General features: G+C 66.7%; 18 protein-coding genes. 10 read left to right on the forward strand and 8 right to left on the reverse strand.

Going from position 1 to position 18,282, the window contains the following annotated elements; all coding sequences use genetic code 11:
• The first annotated feature begins 2 nt into the window (after positions 1-2).
• Positions 3-887, forward strand: coding sequence for an endonuclease/exonuclease/phosphatase family protein (locus BW38_RS00415; RefSeq protein WP_051585179.1), 885 nt, complete (start codon positions 3-5; stop codon positions 885-887).
• Positions 888-1,002: 115 nt separating this feature from the next.
• On the opposite strand, the gene BW38_RS00410 is transcribed toward BW38_RS00415, so the two are convergent.
• Positions 1,003-4,245 (reverse strand): Rne/Rng family ribonuclease, encoded by a 3,243-nt coding sequence (locus BW38_RS00410; protein WP_032978796.1) that lies wholly within the window; start codon positions 4,243-4,245, stop codon positions 1,003-1,005.
• Between the two features lie 406 nt (positions 4,246-4,651).
• Here BW38_RS00410 and BW38_RS00405 point away from each other — a divergent pair, with 406 nt between their 5' ends.
• Complete coding sequence (locus tag BW38_RS00405) at positions 4,652-5,626, forward strand: RluA family pseudouridine synthase (RefSeq protein ID WP_032978798.1); 975 nt, start codon at positions 4,652-4,654, stop codon at positions 5,624-5,626.
• A 547-nt stretch (positions 5,627-6,173) separates the two neighbouring features.
• Here the strand turns inward: BW38_RS00405 and zupT are convergent.
• From zupT to BW38_RS00390, 3 genes are all read right to left on the reverse strand, one after another.
• Positions 6,174-6,983, reverse strand: coding sequence for a zinc transporter ZupT (gene zupT / locus BW38_RS00400; RefSeq protein ID WP_025876721.1), 810 nt, complete (start codon positions 6,981-6,983; stop codon positions 6,174-6,176).
• 97 nt (positions 6,984-7,080) lie between these two features.
• The gene (locus BW38_RS00395; RefSeq protein ID WP_032978799.1) at positions 7,081-7,497 is read right to left on the reverse strand and encodes an energy transducer TonB; all 417 of its coding nucleotides are present in this window, start codon (positions 7,495-7,497) and stop codon (positions 7,081-7,083) included.
• Positions 7,494-7,844: a 4a-hydroxytetrahydrobiopterin dehydratase gene (locus tag BW38_RS00390; protein WP_025876725.1), complete on the reverse strand. Its 351-nt coding sequence runs from the start codon at positions 7,842-7,844 to the stop codon at positions 7,494-7,496. The genes BW38_RS00395 and BW38_RS00390 overlap by 4 nt, the downstream gene beginning before the upstream one ends.
• 90 nt (positions 7,845-7,934) lie before the next feature.
• Between BW38_RS00390 and BW38_RS00385 the strand changes: the two genes are divergently transcribed.
• Entirely contained in the window at positions 7,935-8,534 is a 600-nt protein-coding gene (locus BW38_RS00385; RefSeq protein WP_025876727.1) for an NfuA family Fe-S biogenesis protein, read from the forward strand.
• A gap of 10 nt (positions 8,535-8,544) precedes the next feature.
• Positions 8,545-10,299, forward strand: a complete 1,755-nt coding sequence (locus BW38_RS00380) for a hypothetical protein (protein ID WP_032978801.1) — start codon at positions 8,545-8,547, stop codon at positions 10,297-10,299.
• Positions 10,300-10,421: 122 nt separating this feature from the next.
• Here the strand turns inward: BW38_RS00380 and BW38_RS00375 are convergent, their stop codons facing one another.
• A complete protein-coding gene (locus BW38_RS00375; RefSeq protein ID WP_032978803.1) occupies positions 10,422-10,835 on the reverse strand; it encodes a barstar family protein in 414 nt (137 codons plus the stop codon).
• A complete protein-coding gene (locus BW38_RS00370) occupies positions 10,832-11,284 on the reverse strand; it encodes a ribonuclease domain-containing protein (RefSeq protein ID WP_032978805.1) in 453 nt (150 codons plus the stop codon). Before BW38_RS00370 ends, BW38_RS00375 begins: the two co-directional genes overlap by 4 nt.
• A gap of 220 nt (positions 11,285-11,504) precedes the next feature.
• On the opposite strand from BW38_RS00370, the gene BW38_RS00365 reads away from it, so the two are divergent.
• On the forward strand, positions 11,505-12,116 hold the full coding sequence (locus BW38_RS00365) for a superoxide dismutase (RefSeq protein WP_032978806.1): 612 nt from the start codon (positions 11,505-11,507) through the stop codon (positions 12,114-12,116).
• 113 nt (positions 12,117-12,229) lie between these two features.
• On the opposite strand, the gene BW38_RS00360 is transcribed toward BW38_RS00365, so the two are convergent.
• Positions 12,230-13,066 (reverse strand): endonuclease/exonuclease/phosphatase family protein, encoded by an 837-nt coding sequence (locus tag BW38_RS00360; protein ID WP_032978809.1) that lies wholly within the window; start codon positions 13,064-13,066, stop codon positions 12,230-12,232.
• A 162-nt stretch (positions 13,067-13,228) separates the two neighbouring features.
• Between BW38_RS00360 and BW38_RS00355 the strand changes: the two genes are divergently transcribed.
• Together BW38_RS00355 and BW38_RS00350 are read left to right on the forward strand one after the other, a co-directional pair.
• Entirely contained in the window at positions 13,229-14,794 is a 1,566-nt protein-coding gene (locus tag BW38_RS00355) for an oligopeptide:H+ symporter (protein WP_032978812.1), read from the forward strand.
• A gap of 7 nt (positions 14,795-14,801) precedes the next feature.
• A complete protein-coding gene (locus BW38_RS00350) occupies positions 14,802-15,428 on the forward strand; it encodes a rhomboid family intramembrane serine protease (RefSeq protein WP_025876742.1) in 627 nt (208 codons plus the stop codon).
• Positions 15,429-15,486: 58 nt separating this feature from the next.
• Here the strand turns inward: BW38_RS00350 and BW38_RS22045 are convergent, their stop codons facing one another.
• A complete protein-coding gene (locus BW38_RS22045) occupies positions 15,487-15,648 on the reverse strand; it encodes a hypothetical protein (protein WP_200867515.1) in 162 nt (53 codons plus the stop codon).
• 208 nt (positions 15,649-15,856) lie between these two features.
• Here BW38_RS22045 and BW38_RS00345 point away from each other — a divergent pair, with 208 nt between their 5' ends.
• Genes BW38_RS00345 through cfa form a run of 3 tightly spaced genes read left to right on the forward strand, consistent with a single transcriptional unit; the run spans position 15,857 to position 18,212 of the window.
• On the forward strand, positions 15,857-16,159 hold the full coding sequence (locus BW38_RS00345) for a GNAT family N-acetyltransferase (RefSeq protein WP_025876743.1): 303 nt from the start codon (positions 15,857-15,859) through the stop codon (positions 16,157-16,159).
• A gap of 36 nt (positions 16,160-16,195) precedes the next feature.
• Positions 16,196-17,077, forward strand: a complete 882-nt coding sequence (locus BW38_RS00340; RefSeq protein WP_025876745.1) for a DUF3298 and DUF4163 domain-containing protein — start codon at positions 16,196-16,198, stop codon at positions 17,075-17,077.
• Between the two features lie 19 nt (positions 17,078-17,096).
• Entirely contained in the window at positions 17,097-18,212 is a 1,116-nt protein-coding gene (gene cfa, locus BW38_RS00335) for a cyclopropane fatty acyl phospholipid synthase (protein WP_032978815.1), read from the forward strand.
• Positions 18,213-18,282: the final 70 nt, after the last annotated feature.

The raw sequence follows: 18,282 nt of genomic DNA on the forward strand, positions 1-18,282 counted from the left end.
GCATGCGAGGTCCGCTCGGAATCGGTCGCGGTTTCTGCGCGCTGGGGCTGGCGATCGCGCTGGCCCTGCCCGGGCTGGCGCCAGCCGCTGAGCCGGCCAGCGCGGCTGGCGCGGCCACAGCGGTCGGCGAACCCGGCATGAGCATGGTCACATTCAACCTGCACCACGACCGCGAGGACTGGCCCAGCCGTCGTCGCACGATCGTGGCCGAGCTCAAGCGCCTGCAGCCCGATGCCATCGCGCTGCAGGAGGTGATCCAGAAGCGCAACGTGCGCAACCAGGCGCAGTGGCTGGCCAGCCAGCTCGGCTACCGGTACGTATTCGTGTCCACCGATCCGGTGGGTGCACCCAAGCGTTATGGCAATGCGCTGCTGACCCGGCGCCCGATCCTGGCGCATGGCGAGCACCTGCTGCTGCCGCTGGATGACTACCGCACCGTGGCCCATCTGCGCATCGACGTGGAGGGCAGGCCGGTCAATGTCTATGCCACCCATCTCAACGAGCGCAGTGACGACGCCGGCCAGCGCATCCGCCGCAGCCAGGTCGAGGATCTGCTGCGTTTCATCGCCGGCAGTTCTGCGGGGGCACCGGTGGTGATTGCCGGCGACTTCAACGCCCTGGTCGATGCCGGCGATCTGAGCGAACTGCGCAGCCACTACGGTGACAGCTACGGCAGCGTGCACGTCAACACCGACCTGGCGGGTGTGAGTACGCTCAACCGCCATTACTACCAGGCGCCGTCGCGGATCGACCACATCTTCTTCCAGCAGGACAAGATGGTCGCGCGCGAAGCGAAGATCCTGTTCGACCAGCCTGATGACGGCGGCCGCTGGGCCTCCGATCACTACGGGGTGTGGACCCGGCTGCAGTTCGCGCCGAAGCCCTGATAACGGCCTCGCGTGGCGACGCGGCAGGCGTTCGCTACGGCATCTGATACGTCACAAACAGAAACGGCGGGGATCATCGATCCCCGCCGTTTCGTTGTTGCCGATCAAGGATCGATCAGGCGACCGGTGGCGTGCGCTTGCCGGCGTCTTCGTCTTCTTCCGACGCCTGCGCGTCAGCGGCCTGTGCGGCAGCGTCGGCATGGCCATCGGCGATCGGGTCGACCTGCGCCGGCACGACCGCATCGGCGACCGGCGCAGCGGCCTCCACCGGTGCGGCTTCGACAGCCACCGGGGCTGCGGGATGCTCGGCGACCGGGGCGACTTCAACCTCGGCCTTCGGTTCGACTGCCGGAGCAGCTTCAACCACCGGCGCAACATCGGCCACCAGCGGCTTCGGCTCGGCCACCGGTGCGGCTTCGACCACTGCGGTCGGTTCAGCGACCGGAGCGGCTTCGATCGCAGCAGCGGTCTCGACCACCGGCGGCTTCGCCTCGATCACCGGAGCCGCTTCAGGCGCCGGCTGCACCGGCGTCGCTGCATCGATGGCATCCAGCATGCTGGTCTGCACCGGCGACGGGGCCGGTTCGACCTTGGCGACTGCTTCCACCGGAGCCGGAGTCTGCACTGCGGCGGCCACTGGAGCGGCTGCCTCGACCACGGCACTGCTTACGGCAGCAACCGGCGCAACCGCGGCAGCCACTGCAACCGGCGCACGTGCCGGCTTGCCGGCATCAGCAGCGACCGGCTCGACTTCGTCATCGAAATCGAATTCCGGCTGCGAACGCGACGGCTGCACGGCAGCTGCCGGTGCGCCGACCGAAGCCGGGGCGGTCTGCTCGACCGAATCGCCGTCGTTGTCCTCGCCCTCGGCATCATCGCCGTCGTCCAGGTCATCACCCAGTACGTCACTACCTGCAGCGTTCTCGGCGCCACCACGACGACGACGACGACCACCGCGACGGCCACGGCGGCGGCGGGTTGCGCCTTCGCCGGTCTGATCGCCTGCGGCATCGGCCGCAGCATCCTCGGCAGCCCCGGTCGCAACCACGACCTCGGCATCGGTCGCTGCGGCGGTGTCCGCGGCCGCGACGGTGTCGACCACATTTTCAGTGGCGACGGCCGGTGCCAGTGCCTTTTCTTCCTGCACCGCAACCGTGGCCGCAACCGCAGTCGTGGTAGCCACGGCAGCAGCAGCGGTCACGACATCGGCCGGGGCTTCGGCAGCGGCACGCTGCGGCTTCTCGGCCGGCTTGTCACCGTCCTGCGGGCGCGGCTGCCTCGGCTGCTTCAGCTTCGGCTGCTGCTGCCCCTGGCCCTGTTCGTTGCGCGGCTTGTTCTGCTGCTGCGGCTGCTGGGCATCCTTCGGCTTGCCCTGCTGCTGCGGCTGCTGCTGACCATTATTGCCATTGGCCTGACTGCCGCCATTGCCGCCGTTGCGGCCATCCTTGCGCTGCTCACCGCGGTCCTTGCGGTTGCCGCCGTCCTTCTGCTGCTGCGTATTGCCATTGCCGCCGTTGCCACGGCTGTCCTCGCGACGGTCTTTGCGGTCCTTGTTGCGATCCTTGTTGCGGTCACGGCGGCCGCCATCCTGCTGCTGGCGCGCAGCCGGTGCCGGCGCAGGAGCGGGAGCGGGCTCGCCGCCAAAGATGCGCTTGAGCCAGCCGACGACGCCGCCACTGGCGGCGGCTGCCGGGGCCGCTGCGGCCACCGGTGCCGGTGCCGGGGCGGCGACCGGTTCCACTTCCTCGCGCACCGGGGCGGGCGAGTTGTGCTTGACCTGGGTCACCATCGGCGGCGGGATGTTCAGCTGGCCCTTGGTCAGCGCGTGCACCGGCAGCTTGCGCGGGGTACCGCGCTGGTAGCTCGGCTTGCCGCTTTCCTCGCCCAGCTCGTTGTCGCGCAGGCGGGTGACGGTGTAATGCGGGGTGTGCAGCTGTTCGTCGGCAACGATCACGATCGGCGCCTCGTGGCGCTTCTCGATTTCGCCCAGCGCGCCGCGCTTTTCATTCAGCAGGTAATTGGCGATCTCCACCGGGGCCTGTACCAGCACCTGCCCGGTGTTCTCCTTCATCGCATGCTCTTCGGCGACGCGGATGATCGACAGCGACAGCGACTCGACGCTGCGCATGCGGCCATGGCCGTCGCAACGCGGGCAGACGATCTGGCTGGATTCGCCCAGGCTCGGGCGCAGACGCTGGCGGCTCATTTCCAGCAGGCCGAAGCGCGAGATGCGGCCGACCTGCACGCGTGCACGGTCGTACTTGAGCGCGTTGGCCAGGCGGTTCTCGACCTCACGTTGGTGCTTGTTGGAGGCCATGTCGATGAAGTCGATCACCACCAGGCCGCCGAGGTCGCGCAGGCGCAGCTGGCGGGCCACTTCTTCGGCCGCTTCCAGGTTGGTCTGGAACGCGGTGTCCTCGATGTCGCTGCCCTTGGTGGCGCGCGAGGAGTTGACGTCGACGGCAGTCAGCGCTTCGGTCTGGTCGACCACGATCGAGCCGCCCGACGGCAGGCGCACGTTGCGCTCGTAGGCGCCTTCGATCTGCGATTCGATCTGGAAGCGGTTGAACAGCGGGATGTCGTCCTTGTAATGCTTGAGCTTGCGCAGGGTCTGCGGCATCACCTGCTGCATGAACTCCTTGGCGTGCTCGTACATCTCCTCGGTGTCCACCAGGATCTCGCCGATGTCGGCGCGCAGGTAGTCACGCAGGGCGCGCACGATCAGGCGCGATTCCTGGTAGATCAGGAACGGGGCCGGCTTGCTCAGGGCGGCTTCGGCGATGGCGCGCCAGACGTTCAGCAGGTAATCCAGATCCCACTGCAGCTCTTCCGCATCGCGGCCGACGCCGGCGGTACGGATGATGACGCCCATTTCGTCGGGGATGTTCAGCTTGTCCAGAGCGTCCTTCAGGGCCGCCCGGTCTTCACCCTCGATGCGACGGGAAACACCGCCGGCACTGGGGGAGTTGGGCATCAGCACCATGTAACGGCCGGCCAGGGAGATGAACGTGGTCAGGGCGGCGCCCTTGTTGCCACGTTCTTCCTTGTCGACCTGGACGACGATTTCCTGGCCTTCCCTCAGCAGCTCGCGGATGCCGGCCTTGTTGTGGTCGACACCGGCCTGGAAGTAATCGCGGGAGATTTCCTTCAGCGGCAGGAAGCCATGGCGGCCACCACCGTATTCAACGAAGGCCGCTTCCAGCGAGGGCTCGATGCGGAAGATCCGGCCCTTGTAGATGTTGGACTTCTTTTGTTCCTTGGACGGCTGCTCGATGTCGATGTCATACAACGACTGGCCATCCACGATGGCAACACGCAGCTCTTCAGCCTGCGTGGCGTTGATCAGCATTCGCTTCATTGTTGCGTTCCTCGCAAGCGGCTACCGCGCGGAACGCCATGGAGTTTCGCCTCTGGACACGGCTCGCCGCCCATTCGCGCAAGCGCGGGGAGGGCGGCTTGGGTTTCCAGCGCTACGACACCACGGCAGGCCGCGGGAGCGCTTCAATTTTCTGGTTTTGGGTGTTGCAGGGCCGGAGGCAGCTGTCAGCCAGGCTGGAGCGCCGCACGGGACATGTTCAGCGCGACTGCGTGTCAGGCAATCGGCGATGGCCGGGAACGCCGGTGAGCCGCTAACATGGCCGCCCCGCGGGCGGTGGTCGCGCACTGTGCCGGATTCGTCGGAAGCGGGGCTTCTGGCCCTGAGTAACTTCCAACGAAATCAATCCCTTATCTCGCCCCCCGAGTGTAACAGAATAAACAGGCTGATGACTGCACAAGACCCCACCAAGCCGGCCGGCGACAAGCCTTCCGTGCGCATGATCACCGTTCCGGCCGACCGCGCCGGCCAGCGCCTGGACAATTTCCTGCTCGGCCAGCTCAAGGGTGCCCCGCGCAGCCTGGTCTACAAGCTGGTCCGCAGCGGGCAGGTGCGCGTCAATGGCGGCCGCGCCAAGGCCGAGCGCAAGCTGGAGGCCGGCGACGAAGTGCGGATACCGCCGGTTCGTCTCAGCGAAGAGGGAGACAAGGCGGGGCCGCCCGAGGCGTTCATGCGTCGGCTGGAGCAGGCCATCGTCTTCGAAGATGCCCGGCTGCTGGCGCTGAACAAGCCGACGGGCGTCGCCAGCCATGGTGGCAGCGGCATCAGCTTCGGCGCCATCGAGACCCTGCGCGCTCTGCGCCCCGGGCAGACCCTCGAACTGGTCCACCGGCTGGACCGTGACACCTCGGGCCTGTTGATCGTGGCCAAGAAGCGTTCGGCACTGAGCGAGCTGCAGGCACTGCTGCGTGAAGACCACGGCGCCGGTATCCGCAAGCGCTACCTGACCCTGTTGGCCGGGCGCATGCCGGACGGGGTGATGACGGTCGACGCGCCGTTGCACGTGGGTCTGCGCCAGGGCGGCGAGCGTCATGTGCAGGTCAACGCGATCGGCAAGGAATCCATCAGCCATTTCCGGGTGCTGGAGCGCAAGGGCGGCCATTCCTATTGCGAGGTGCGCATCGAAACCGGCCGCACCCACCAGATCCGCGTGCACGCCCAGCATCTGGGGCATCCGGTCACCGGTGACGACAAATACGGCGATCCTGCGGTCAACAAGCGGCTTCGTGAGCAGATCGGGCTGAAGCGCCTGTTCCTGCATGCCGCGTCGCTGGAGTTCGCGCTGGACGACGGCAAGAGCCCGTATGTGCTGAACGCGCCGCTGGCCGATGAGCTGGTCGAGGCGCTGGATCGACTTCGCTAAGGGCGGTTCGGCGGCGCCGGGCGTTTGGCTGGAGCCGTCGTTTCCCTGCGATAAGTGGGCTTGTCACTTTCTTTGCTCGTGCAAAGAAAGTAACCAAAGAAACACGCCGCCATCCGCGAGCCAGCGCTGCGCGCCGGTGCCCTGTGCTCCTCGGTCCGCCGAGGGGCGGCGCGGAACTCGCTGCGCTCAAACACCCGCGCCTCTTCGCCCTCGCCGGACCTGCGGTGCTCGGCTCGCTACAAGGCGGACCCGACAGCCGCAGCGTAGACCCCAGGCTGCACGCAGCCATTGTAGAGTCGAGCAACGCTCGACTCACGCGCGCAGCGCGGGCTTCGCTTTTAATCCTTTCATCGCGCGGCTGGCACGCACGTAGCCTGTCAGGGGCCGGGCGAGGTGGGTTTGCGGGGGTGTAAGCGCCATGGATGGCGCGCCCAAGCCCCCATGGATGGGTTTACGGCGTCCCCCGCATACCCACCTCGCCCGGCCCAACCGCAGCATCTCGCTCCGCCAGCCGCGAGGGGGGCTCAGCCCGTTGGCCGGAAATCCCTCACCACTTGAACAGCACCAGGCTGATCGCCAGCGTACCCATGCCGGCCACCAGGCCATAGACGGTCTCGTGGCCCTTGGCGTAGCGCTTGGCCGCCGGCAGCAGCTCGTCCAGCGCCAGGAACACCATCACACCGGCAATCAGGCCGAACACCCAGCCGAACGTGGCGTGGGACAGCGAGCCGGAAAGCAGTACATAGCCGATTGCCGCGCCCACAGGCTCGGCCAGGCCTGACAGCAGGCTGGCGGCGAACGCATAGAACTTGTTCTGCGTGGCGAAGTACACCGGCACCGCAATGGCGATGCCCTCGGGAATGTTGTGGATGGCGATGGCGAAGGCCAGCGGCATGCCCACCGACGGGCTCTCCAGCGTCGCGAAGAACGTCGCCAGCCCCTCCGGGAAGTTGTGCGCGGTGATCGCCACCGACGTCAGCAGGGCGACCCGCTTCAGGTATTCGCGGCTGTTCTCGCGGAAGGCCGGGTCCTGCTTGTCCAGGCTGTCATGCGGGTTGGGAATGAAGTGGTCGATCAGCACGATCACCACCACGCCCAGCAGGAAGGCGAGGGTGCCGTAGGTGAAGCCGGTGCGTTCACCATAGGCCAGCGCGAACGAGGCGATGGATTTGTTGAGGATCTCCGACAGCGAGACGTACACCATCGCGCCGCCGGCAAAGGCCAGGCCGAAGGCCAGCAGGCGCGGATTGGGGCGACGCGAGAACAGCACCAGCAGGCTGCCGATGGCGGTGGCAAGGCCCGCAGCGAGGGTGACCGCCAGGGCGATCCAGATGTTTTCGGGGGGAATCTGCAGCATGTACCGACGCGTTCCTTGTCATCAAGCAATCGCCCCGGCACGGGCCGGGGCGGCAAAGGCGAGGCGGGCGTCGGCTGGCCTCGTCACCGGCAGGCGATCAGCCGCCGCGGCGCAGGCTTTCTTCGATGGCGAAGCACTGGTCCGGCTTGGGTTGCGGCGGGTTGAAGCTGACCGGCACCTGGATCGTAGCCGGTACGGCCTCGCCATTGCGGGTGGCTGCCTTGAACTGCCAGCCCTGCACGGCGGTCTTGGCCAGATCGTCCAGCTGCGGGTTGCCCGCGCCGGTCAGCAGGGTGACCTCGCTGGGTTTGCCGTCGGTGCCGATCACCACCTTGAAGGTGCTGGTACCGCCCACGCCGGTGCAGGCCAGTTCCAGCGGGTATTGCGGCGGCGGGGTTTTCACCGCAGCCACTTCGGTGGGTGCCGTAGCCGGTGCTGCCGGCGGCTCGGAGGTGCCGCAGCCGGCCAGGCCGGTCACGGCAAGCAGGGACAGGCTCAGCAATCGCACGTTCATTTCAGTTGCTCCGTCAGGGCCGAAGTCTTCGCTGCGCAGATGAAGTCGTTCTCGCTCAGGCCGCCCACGTCGTGGGTGGAGTAGCGGACGACGGCACGGTCGTAGTGGACGCCGAGGTCCGGGTGATGGTCCTCGCCGTGGGCGATCCAGGCCAGCGCGTTCACGAAGGCCATGGTGGCGTAGTAATCCTTGAAGCGGAACGTGCGCACCAGCGCCTGGCCGGCCTCGGCCAGCTCCCAGCCGGGAACCTGCGGCAGCAGTTCGGCCAGCCGGGCCTCGCCCAGCTTGTGGTCGCTGCCTTTGCGCGGCACGCAACGGGCCTGTGCCAGCGGAATCAGGTCGGCCATGGGTTCCTCCACCTCGTGTTGACTGAACAATGCGCCGGCCGGTGTATAAATCGAATGAGCGGCTGACGCTTACTTGGCTAGAATAGCCTGATGATCCAGATCTCCGACACTGCCCAGACCCATTTCCGCAAGCTGATCGAACGCGAGGGCGTGCCCGGCATGGGCGTGCGCTTGAGTGCGGTCGATCCTGGCACCCCGCGTGCCGATGCCCGGCTTGAGTTCGCCGAGCCGACCGACCTGCTCGGCGACGAGTGGGCGGTGGACTGTGATGGCTTCACCCTCTATGTCGACGCAAGCAGCGTTGGCTGGCTCGATGGCGCGGAGATCGACATCGTGCCCGGTACCGCTGGTACCCAGCAGCTGACGATCAAGGCGCCGCGGATCAAGGGCGAAGCGCCCGGCGATGCCGCCTCGCTGGTCGAGCGCGTGCATTGGGTGGTGGAAAACGAAGTCAATCCGCAGCTCGCTTCGCACGGTGGCAAGGTCGCCGTGCAGGAAGTCTCGGCCGACGGCGTGGTGCTTCTGCGCTTCGGCGGTGGCTGCCAGGGCTGCGGCATGGCCGACGTCACCCTCAAGCAGGGCATCGAGAAGACCTTGATGGGCCGTGTGCCGGGGGTGACTGCGGTGCGTGACGCTACCGATCACGACAGCGGCCACGCTCCGTATATTCCGCGCGGCAACGCCGCCTGATCGCCAACGCGTGCCTCTGCCCAGAGCCGAGCAACTCATCGACCTGCTGCTGGCGCGCCAGCAGCGACCGCCCATCCTCGAGAAGAGCACTGGCCTGCCGTACGGCTGGGCGATCTGGCTGCGGACGCTGACGCCGCTGCCGCGTCCGTTCCACGCGCGCGAGGTGATTGCAGTGCTGATGCCGCGGCCGCTGCCCGGGCCTCCGGGGCGCTTGCCGGGGCTGGGGCCATGGGCGTCCCTGCGCCGCCTGTTCTGGCAGGACTGGGATCCGGCGCCGCGTGACCAGCGCTGGATGCGTTGGACCTCGGCGCTGCTCAGCGCGTTGCTGCATCTGTTGTTCTTCCTGCTGCTGCTGTGGGTGGCGGTGATCCGCACGTCTTCGCCGGACGAGCAGGGCAGCGAGGGTGAGCGCGTGCAGATTGAATTCGTCGGACGTGCTGCACAGGAAGGCGGCGGCGACCAGCCCGGTGCCGAGGCGGCTGCCGCTGCAGAGGCCGGTGCTGTAGCCGCAGGCCAGGATGCCGGAGCGGCGACAGCGCCCCGGCCGCAACCGTCTGCACCTGCGCCGTCTTCTACTGCCGCTGCCACGGCACCGACCGCAAGCGTGCCGCCGCCGCCCGAGGTGGAGCCGGCGCCGGTGGCCGCACCGCCGCCCTCACCGGTACAGGCGACCGAGGTTGCAGAGGCGACCGCCGAATTCGTGGTGCCGCCGGTCGCACTGCCGCGCACCGAGGTCAGCATCGTGCCTCGCGACACCATTCCGACGGTGCGCGAGCGCAGCGTGCAGCCGGTACAGTCTGTGCCGATATCAACGCCGGTACGCACGCCCGAGGTGGCAGTGCAGGCTCCCCGCGTGCGCGATGTACAGGTGCAGGAGCGCGAAATCAGCACGGTTGAAGCGCCGGTGGCGCCGCAGCCGATGCGCACCACCGACATCCAGGTACGCGTGCCGCAGCGCGACGTGCAGGTGCGCGAGCGCGAAGTGCAGGCGATGACCGATCCGCAGGTGCGCATGGCCACCGTCGCAGGGCGCGAGCCCACGGTGCGTGCGCCTGCCGGGCGCGAGGTGCAGGTGCGCGAACGGGAGGTTGCTGCCGCTCCGCAACCTGCCGCGTCGACTGCGGCAGGCAGCGCGACCACGCCGACGCCGGCACCCGCCGGCAGTTCGGCCCAGAACAGCGCCAGCGTGGCGCGCCCTGCGACGACCAGTACCGCCGCCGCACAGGCGGGCGCCCGTCCGGCACCGGCCCCAGGCAACTGGGCAACGCCCGCCCGCGGTGACGACTGGGGCGCCTCCAGCCGCAATCGCGACGGTGCCAACCAAGGCGCCGCGCAAACCAGTGCGGGCAAGGGCGATGGTCTGTTCAACGCTGACGGCAGCGTACGCGTGGCCGGCCAGGACGGGGCTGGCAAGGCCGAGCGTGGCGCACCCGGTGGGGCCAACGACGGCTGGAGCAAGGAGCGCATCGCCGAGTCCGGCAAATGGCTGAAGCGGCCGCCGTACGACTACACGCCTACCTCGTTCGACAAGTATTGGGTGCCGCAGGAATCGCTGCTCGCCGAATGGGTGCGCAAGGGCGTCAAGGCGATGGAGATTCCGTTGCCGGGTACCAGCACGAAGATTTCCTGCGTGATCTCGATCCTGCAGGCCGGTGGCGGCTGTGGCCTCACCGATCCGAACATGCAGGACCAGCCGGCAGTGGCGCGTCCGCCGCCGGATATCCCGTTCAAGAAAGAGCTGCAGGAAGATAACGGCAGCCGGTAGGGTGCCGCATCCACGCATGGCGTGGATCTACTGTGCATCCAGCTGCGCCGGGTAGATCCACGCCATGCGTGGATGATCCATGGGCTTCACGTGCATGCCGACCAAGGTCGGCCTCTACCAGGTCATTCGCTCTGTGACAGGAACACCCAGAACGGGACGTCGCGGCCTACCCAGTCACGGCTGGCTTCATCCAGGATGTCCAGCAGCGTGTCGAACTCCTTGCCTGCTCCGGCGCGCAGGGCATCGACGTCGGCCAGGAACAGCGCATAGCCATGGGCCGGCAGCCATTGCAGGTCGCGCAGGTTGTCAGACAGGGCGTCCCAGTTGCCGCCGAAGCCGGCAGGGAAATCAAGCTGGGCGGCCAGCCGCGCCAGCAGGGTGCGCTTGTCGCCCACGCCCTCCAGGTCGATCCGGATCACCTTCAGGTCGGCATCGCGCATCGCTGCCGACAGCGCGCTGATATCGGAGCTGTCGATCGCGTAGACGCCGGCGTTGTTGATGTCATGCAGGCCGAGGCCGAAATCATCGTGGCTCATGGGCGTTCTCCGGAGGCCGGTACGGTGAAGCTGCGGAACGATTCGTAGTGATCATCGGTGTAGTACCAGGCATCGGGCGGGTTGCCACCGGTGACGATGCGCCGCGCGCCGCGGTTGCCTGCACCGGGCGTGTCGACGGTGTACTCACGGTAGTAGCCACGCGGGCGCTGTGGCAGCTGTTGTTCGCGGTTGCCGAAGGTGCTGCCGTCCTGCCGATGCGGGAACGGGCCGCCGCGCTGGATCAGTGCGATGGTCTGGCGGGCCTCGGCCGGAAGGAAGCCGGGCAGGCCGCTGTCGCTGTTGCTGCGCAGCGCCGGTGCGTTGGCCGCCGGAGTGCCCTGCAGGTCGGGCGCGAACTGCGGCGGCGGCGGCCGTTGCAGGAAATGATTGACGACCAGGCCGAGCAGCAGCAGGACGATGGCAGTGATCAACAGCCGGGGGTTGCGCATGGGCAGGAGCAGGCGAGGGTGGTGCGCCCACTGTAGCGCCTGCGCGCTGCACCCTGCATGAGGGCGCGCGCCGCGTCACCGCTGCGTAACAATTGCCGGCATGCTCACCTGCAGGACGCAATTTCCTTTACATCCCCCTTGGTAATCTGGCGGTCTGTCCCCATCATTCACCGCGCAACGCCCGACACCGTCGGGTGCCCTCGCAATCAGGAGATGCATCATGGCCTACACCCTGCCCAAGCTGTCCTACGCCTACGACGCGCTGGAACCGCATATCGATGCGGCGACGATGGAAATCCATCACACCAAGCATCACCAGACCTACATCAACAACGTCAACGCGGCGCTGGAAGGCACCGAGTACGCTGACCTGCCGGTCGAAGACCTGGTGAAGAAGCTGAAGTCGCTGCCCGAGAACCTGCAGGGTCCGGTGCGCAACAACGGTGGCGGCCATGCCAACCACTCGCTGTTCTGGACCGTGATGGCTCCGAATGCTGGCGGCAACCCGGTGGGCGACGTGGCCAAGGCCATCGACAAGGACCTGGGCGGCTTCGACAAGTTCAAGGACGCCTTCACCAAGGCTGCGCTGACCCGTTTCGGCAGCGGCTGGGCATGGCTGAGCGTGACCCCGGACAAGAAGGTCGTGGTCGAGAGCACCGGCAACCAGGACAGCCCGCTGATGGAAGGCAACACCCCCATCCTCGGCCTGGACGTGTGGGAACACGCGTACTACCTGAAGTACCAGAACCGTCGTCCGGAATACATCGGCGCGTTCTTCAACGTCATCGACTGGAACGAAGTCGAGCGTCGTTACCAGGAAGCGATTGCCTGAGAACGGTAGCGCCGGGCCATGCCCGGCGGCTTCAACAGAAGGCCGGGGGAGACCCCGGCCTTTTTTGTTTGCGCATCAGTAGTGCCGGCCGCTGGCCGGCAACCTCATGGTTCTCATTCGGTGGTGGCAGCCACGTCCTGCAGCCGCAGCGTCGCCATCACGCCCAGGCGCAGGCCGGGCAGGTAGCCATCGGCGGGCAGCATGATCGCCTGCTGGCGGATGCCACCGAAATGCTTGACCTGGAACAGCACATCCAGCCCATGGCCACTGGCGCCGCCGCCGCTGGCCGCCGGTGCGCCGGGATTGCGCCGGGCCGGCTGGAAGCCGGGGGTGCTGCGCACCAGCTCGACGGTGCTTGCGGAAAAATCCCCGGCGATCAGGCTCGGCATGCCCTCGGCCGTGGCGCCGATCCAGGTCATCAGGTCGCTGGTCTGATGCTGCCGGGCCGTGGCCTCATCCGGCTCCGGCCGCAGGCGCGCGACGTAGACGTTGACGTCGTTGTCGCCCAGCCGCAGGCGCATCATGCCGGCGGCACTGAAGGTGCCCGGCGGATGCAGCAGGGTGACGCCGTCCTCGCTGACCGGCAGCCGGCTGAGCATCGCGTTGCCATGCCGGACCGGCTGGCTCGGCGGGTCTGCGGTGACGAAATCGCAGCTGTAGCGCAGCCGGCTGGCCAACCAGCAGGCCGGGTTGCGCCCTTGCTGCTGCAGGACCTGCTGCACCGAGATCACATCCGGCTGCAGATCGGTCAGCAGCTGCAGCACCTGTTCGCGGCGCTGCTTCCATTGCCCTTCATCACGGCTGGGCAGTTCCAGCGCGGCGACGGTCAATTGCCGCACCTCCGTGGCAAGGCCGGCGGCCGGCGGCGCCTGCGGTCGTGCCAATGCAGGCACGGCCAGCATGAGGGCAAGGCAGCTGGACAGGATGCGGGCAAAGGGGAGGGGGCGCATAACGATAAGTTTACGCTTTTGCCGTGCAGGTTCCGTGACTTCCGGCAGGGCCGCACATGCCTGCCATGCTTTGGCGCGCCTGTCATGCAGCCCTGCAGCGTGCTTCGCACGCACAGGTTCCGGTACTCTTGCGCCTTTCGTTTTGCAGGAATGCCTTACAGGATGAGCCACGACGCAGTCGCCCCCATCGCCGGCCAGGGAAAGATGCCGCGCCAGATCCCGTACATCATCGGCAATGAGGCCTGCGAGCGGTTCAGTTTCTACGGGATGCGCAACATCCTGGTGCAGTTCCTGATCACCTCCCTGCTGCTGCAGGAAATCACGGCCGAAGGCCGTGCCGGTGAAGCCAAGGACATCATGCACAGCTTCATGATCGGCGTGTCTTTCTTCCCGCTGCTCGGTGGCTGGCTGGCCGACAAGTTCTTCGGCAAGTACCACACCATCCTGTGGTTCAGCCTGGTCTACTGCATGGGCCATCTGTGCCTTGCGCTGTTCGAGGGCAGCCGTGGCGGCTTCTTCCTCGGTCTGGGCCTGATCGCGCTGGGTGCCGGTGGCATCAAGCCGCTGGTGGCCTCGTTCATGGGCGACCAGTTCGACCAGAGCAACAAGCACCTGGCCAAGATCGTCTTCGACGCCTTCTACTGGATCATCAACTTCGGCTCGTTGTTCGCCTCGCTGCTGATCCCGCTGGTGCTGAAGAACTGGGGCCCGCAGTGGGCGTTCGGTATTCCGGGCATCCTGATGTTCATCGCCACCTTCGTGTTCTGGCTGGGCCGCAAGCGCTACGTGCTGGTGCCGTTGCCGCCCAAGGACCCGCATTCGTTCGCCAATGTGGTGCGCACCGCGCTGACCACGCAGGTGGCCGGCCAGGGCCGTCCGGGCCTGGTGATCGCCGTGCTCGGCCTGGTGCTGGCGGTGGCCTCGTTCGGCCTGGTCGGCTCGCTCGGCATCGTGATCTGCCTGTGCCTGGCGCTGGTCTCGATCCTGGCGGGCATCGGTGGTGGCACCTGGCTGCAGCTGGACCGCGCGCGTGGCCAGCATCCGGCCGAAGCCGTGGAAGGCGTGCGCTCGGTGCTGCGCGTGCTGGTGATCTTCGCCCTGACCACGCCGTTCTTCTCGCTGTTCGACCAGAAAGCTTCGACCTGGGTGCTGCAGGGCCAGCAGATGCAGATGCCGAGCTGGTTCACCGCCTCGCAGATGCAGGCGCTGAACCCGTTGCTGGTGATGATCCTGATTCCGTTCAACAACCTGGTGCTGTACCCGGCCCTGCGCCGCTTCGGTTTCGAGCCCACCGCGCTGCGCCGGATGACCGCCGGCATCGCTTTCAGCGGCCTGGCCTGGATCGTGGTGGGTGGCATCCAGGTGGTGATGGATGGCGGCAATGCGATGTCGATCTTCTGGCAGATGCTGCCGTATGCGCTGCTGACCTTCGGTGAGGTGCTGGTCTCGGCCACCGGCCTGGAGTTCGCCTACAGCCAGGCCCCGCAGGCGATGAAGGGCGTGGTGATGAGCTTCTGGAACCTGACCACCACCATCGGCAACCTGTGGGTGCTGCTGTCCAATGCGGCCGTACGCAACGAGACGGTGACCCACCAGATCGCGGGGACCGGGTTGAGCGAGGCGGCATTCCTGATGTTCTTCTTCGCCGGCTTCGCCTTCATCGCGGCGTTGGCCTTTGGTTGGTATGCACGACGCTATCGTATGGTCGACAACTACCGCACCGCCTGAGCCTGACATGACCCCCGTCAATCTGCTGTTGATCGCCATCACCGCCATCCTGTCGTGGATGGCGTTCAACAACCGCAAGCTGGCCGACCGCCTGATCCTGTGGCCGCCGGCGGTGGATCGCCACCGCCAGTACGACCGCCTGATCACCTACGGCTTCATCCATGCCGACTGGTCGCACCTGATCTTCAACATGATCACCCTGTTCTTCTTCGGGGGGTTCATCGAGAGCGTGATGGTGCAGCTGACCGGCAGCTACCTGGTCTATCCGGCGTTCTACGTCGGTGCGTTGCTGGTCTCGATCCTGCCCAGCTACCTGAAGAACCAGAAGAACCCGAACTACCTCAGCCTCGGTGCGTCCGGGGCGGTGTCGGCGGTGCTGTTCGCCTTCATCCTGATCAAGCCGTGGTCGATCATCCTGGTGTTCTTCATCCCGGCGCCGGCGATCGTCTATGCCGCGTTCTACGTCGGCTACAGCATCTGGATGGACAAGCGCGGTGGCGATCGCATCAACCACAGCGCGCACCTGGCCGGTGCGGCGTTCGGCGTGATCTTCATGCTGGCCATGCAGCCGAGCATCTTCAGTCACTTCCTGCGCGAACTGTCCAACCCGACCTTCCGCCTCGGCGGCGGCTGAGGGTGGCCGGGGTCGGATCCACTGGATCCGACCCCCGGGGTTGCGGCCCCGCTCCGGGTCAGGCCCGGGTCTGCTGACCGTAGGTATCGAGCAGGCGGGAGAACACTTCCTCGCCGATGCTCTGGAACGCATGGTCTTCGGTCTGTCCCTCCACGGCCAGTTGCAGCAGGCCCTCCAGCAGGGCGTGATCGGTATCGGATTGGGAATCGCTGGGGTGCATCACGGGCCTCCACGGCAGATCGCTTGGTCAACTGTCGCAAGGGGCATGCCAGGCTGGCGCACCCCTGCAGAGGGGTTAGCGGCCGGTTGGCCTGAAGCTTGAGGGCAACAACTGACGCAACGGGCGCAGACTTGTCCCTGTTCAGACTTCACGCGATCATGGCGCCCGCGTGCGCACCATCCACGCAGTCGCCGCAGGAGACAGTCCCATGGCTTCGGTCACGCCCCCCGGTCTGGCTTACGAGGTCGAACACGATCAGGTCAACCACCGTTTTACCGCCCGTGTGCGTGGGCAGGTGGCACTGTTGGAGTACCAGATCAAGCGCAGGCGTATGGTCATCACCCATACCGAAGTGCCCGAGCCGATCGCCGGCCGCGGCATTGCCGGTGAGCTGACCCGGGTCGCACTGCGTTTCGCCCGCGAGCAGAAGTACAAGGTGGTGCCGGCATGTGCCTATGCCGAGGCCTTCCTGCAGCGGCACGAGGAGTACCACGATCTGCTTGTGGGCTGAATCCAGCGGGCCACCCTTCAGCCAGGGCAGGCGATGATGCATGAACATGAACAGGGGATCCCGATGAAGATTGGAAACAACCGGCCACTGCACGCCAGCGTGCTGGCCGGCGCTATGGGCGTGCTGTTGCTGGCCGGTTGCCAGCGCGAGAACGAGGCGGCTCCGGCCACCGATGCCGCACCTGCGGCCGAAACCACCGGCACCGCCGAGGCACCCGCGGCGGAAGCGCCGTTGGATCTGCGCGATGTGATCGAGAACAACGAACGTGAAGTGGTCGGCATCAGCTACCCGGCGGGCATCGATCGTTATCCGGGCCTGGCACGCGCGCTGCAGGCCTATGCCACCTCCGCCCGCAGCGATCTGCAGCAGGCGCTGGACGGGCTGGGCAACGACAAGCCGACCATGCCCTATGAGCTGTCGCTGAGCTTCGAGAAGCTGCTGGAGACGCCGCAGCTGGTGGTGGTCAGTGCCGACGGCAGCCGCTACACCGGCGGCGCCCATGGCGAACCGCTGGTGGCTCGTTTCGTGTGGCTGCCGGCGCAGCAGCAGATGCTGAGCGCCGACAAGCTGGTGGCCGATGCCAAGGGCTGGAAAGCGATCAGCGATTTCGTCGCCGACCAGCTGCGCGAGCGTGTGGCCACCCGCCTCAGCGGCGAGGACATGGACCCGTCGCAGCTGCAGGAATCGCTGCGCAATGCCTCGCGGATGATCGCCGACGGCACCGGTCCGCAGGCCGACAACTTCAGCCAGTTCCAGCCGCTGACCGACGACAAGGGACAGATCACCGCGCTGCGCTTCGTGTTCCCGCCCTACCAGGTGGGTCCATACTCGGACGGCACCCAGACCGCCGATGTGCCGGCTTCGGTGTTGTTGCCACACGTGGCCAAGGACTACGTGGAGCTGTTCGCACGCGGGTAACCGTAGACGAGGAGGTGACGTGGATACAGGGTTGCAGGAGCGGGTCACCGGCCTGCTCCACGAGGCCGGGGTCCAGATCGATGGAACCCGGCCGCAGGATATCCAGGTGCATGACCCGCGCTTCTTCGCGCGGGTGATCGCGCACGGCTCACTCGGCCTGGGCGAGAGCTACATGGACGGCTGGTGGGATGCCAACGTCCTCGACGAGTTCCTGTACCACCTGATGCAGGCGCACCTGGACGAACGGGTGCACGGCTGGCGCGAGGTGGCCGACGCCTTGAAGGCGCGCCTGTTCAACCTGCAGTCCGGGGCGGGCAGCTATGAAGTCGGCCGCCGCCACTATGACCTTGGCAATGACCTGTACCAGGCGATGCTCGGCCAGCGCCTGGTCTACAGCTGTGGTTACTGGCGCAATGCCGACGATCTGGATGGCGCGCAGGAAGCCAAGCTGGACCTGGTGTGCCGCAAGCTGGGGCTGCGTCCCGGGCAACGCGTGCTGGACATCGGCTGCGGTTGGGGCGAGGCGCTGAAGTTCGCCGCCGAACGATACGGTGTCAGTGGCGTGGGCATCACCATCTCGCAGGAGCAGGCCGACTTCGCCCGCACGCTGTGCGCTGGCCTGCCGATCGAGATCCGGTTGCAGGACTATCGCGAACTTGATGAACCTTTCGATGCGATCTTCTCGATCGGCATGTTCGAACACGTGGGCGACAAGAACTACCACAGCTTTTTCGACGTGGCCCGGCGCTGTCTTTCGCCGCGGGGACTGCTGCTGTTGCATACCATCGGCAGCAACATTTCGCGTCACCGCACCGATCCGTGGATCGCCCGCTACATCTTTCCCAATTCGATGCTGCCGTCGGCGGTGCAGATCAGCCGGGCGTTCGAAGGGCGCTTCGTGCTGGAGGACTGGCACAACTTCGGTACCGACTACGACCTGACGCTGCAGGCCTGGCGGCGCAACGTGGAAGCGGCGTGGCCACGGCTGGACGCACGTTATGACGAGCATTTCCGGCGCATGTGGCGCTTCTATCTGGCCGGATCGATGGCCAGCTTCCGCTGCCGGCATGCGCAGCTGTGGCAGCTGGTGCTGTCGCCGGAGGGCGTGCCCGGGGGATACGTGGCGCCGCGATGATCTGGAAGAGCATCCACGCATGGCGTGGATCTACTGGGATCACGCAACCCTGCGGTAGATCCACGCCATG

The organism is Stenotrophomonas sp. RIT309 (assembly GCF_000632045.1).
GTDB lineage: Bacteria > Pseudomonadota > Gammaproteobacteria > Xanthomonadales > Xanthomonadaceae > Stenotrophomonas > Stenotrophomonas indicatrix.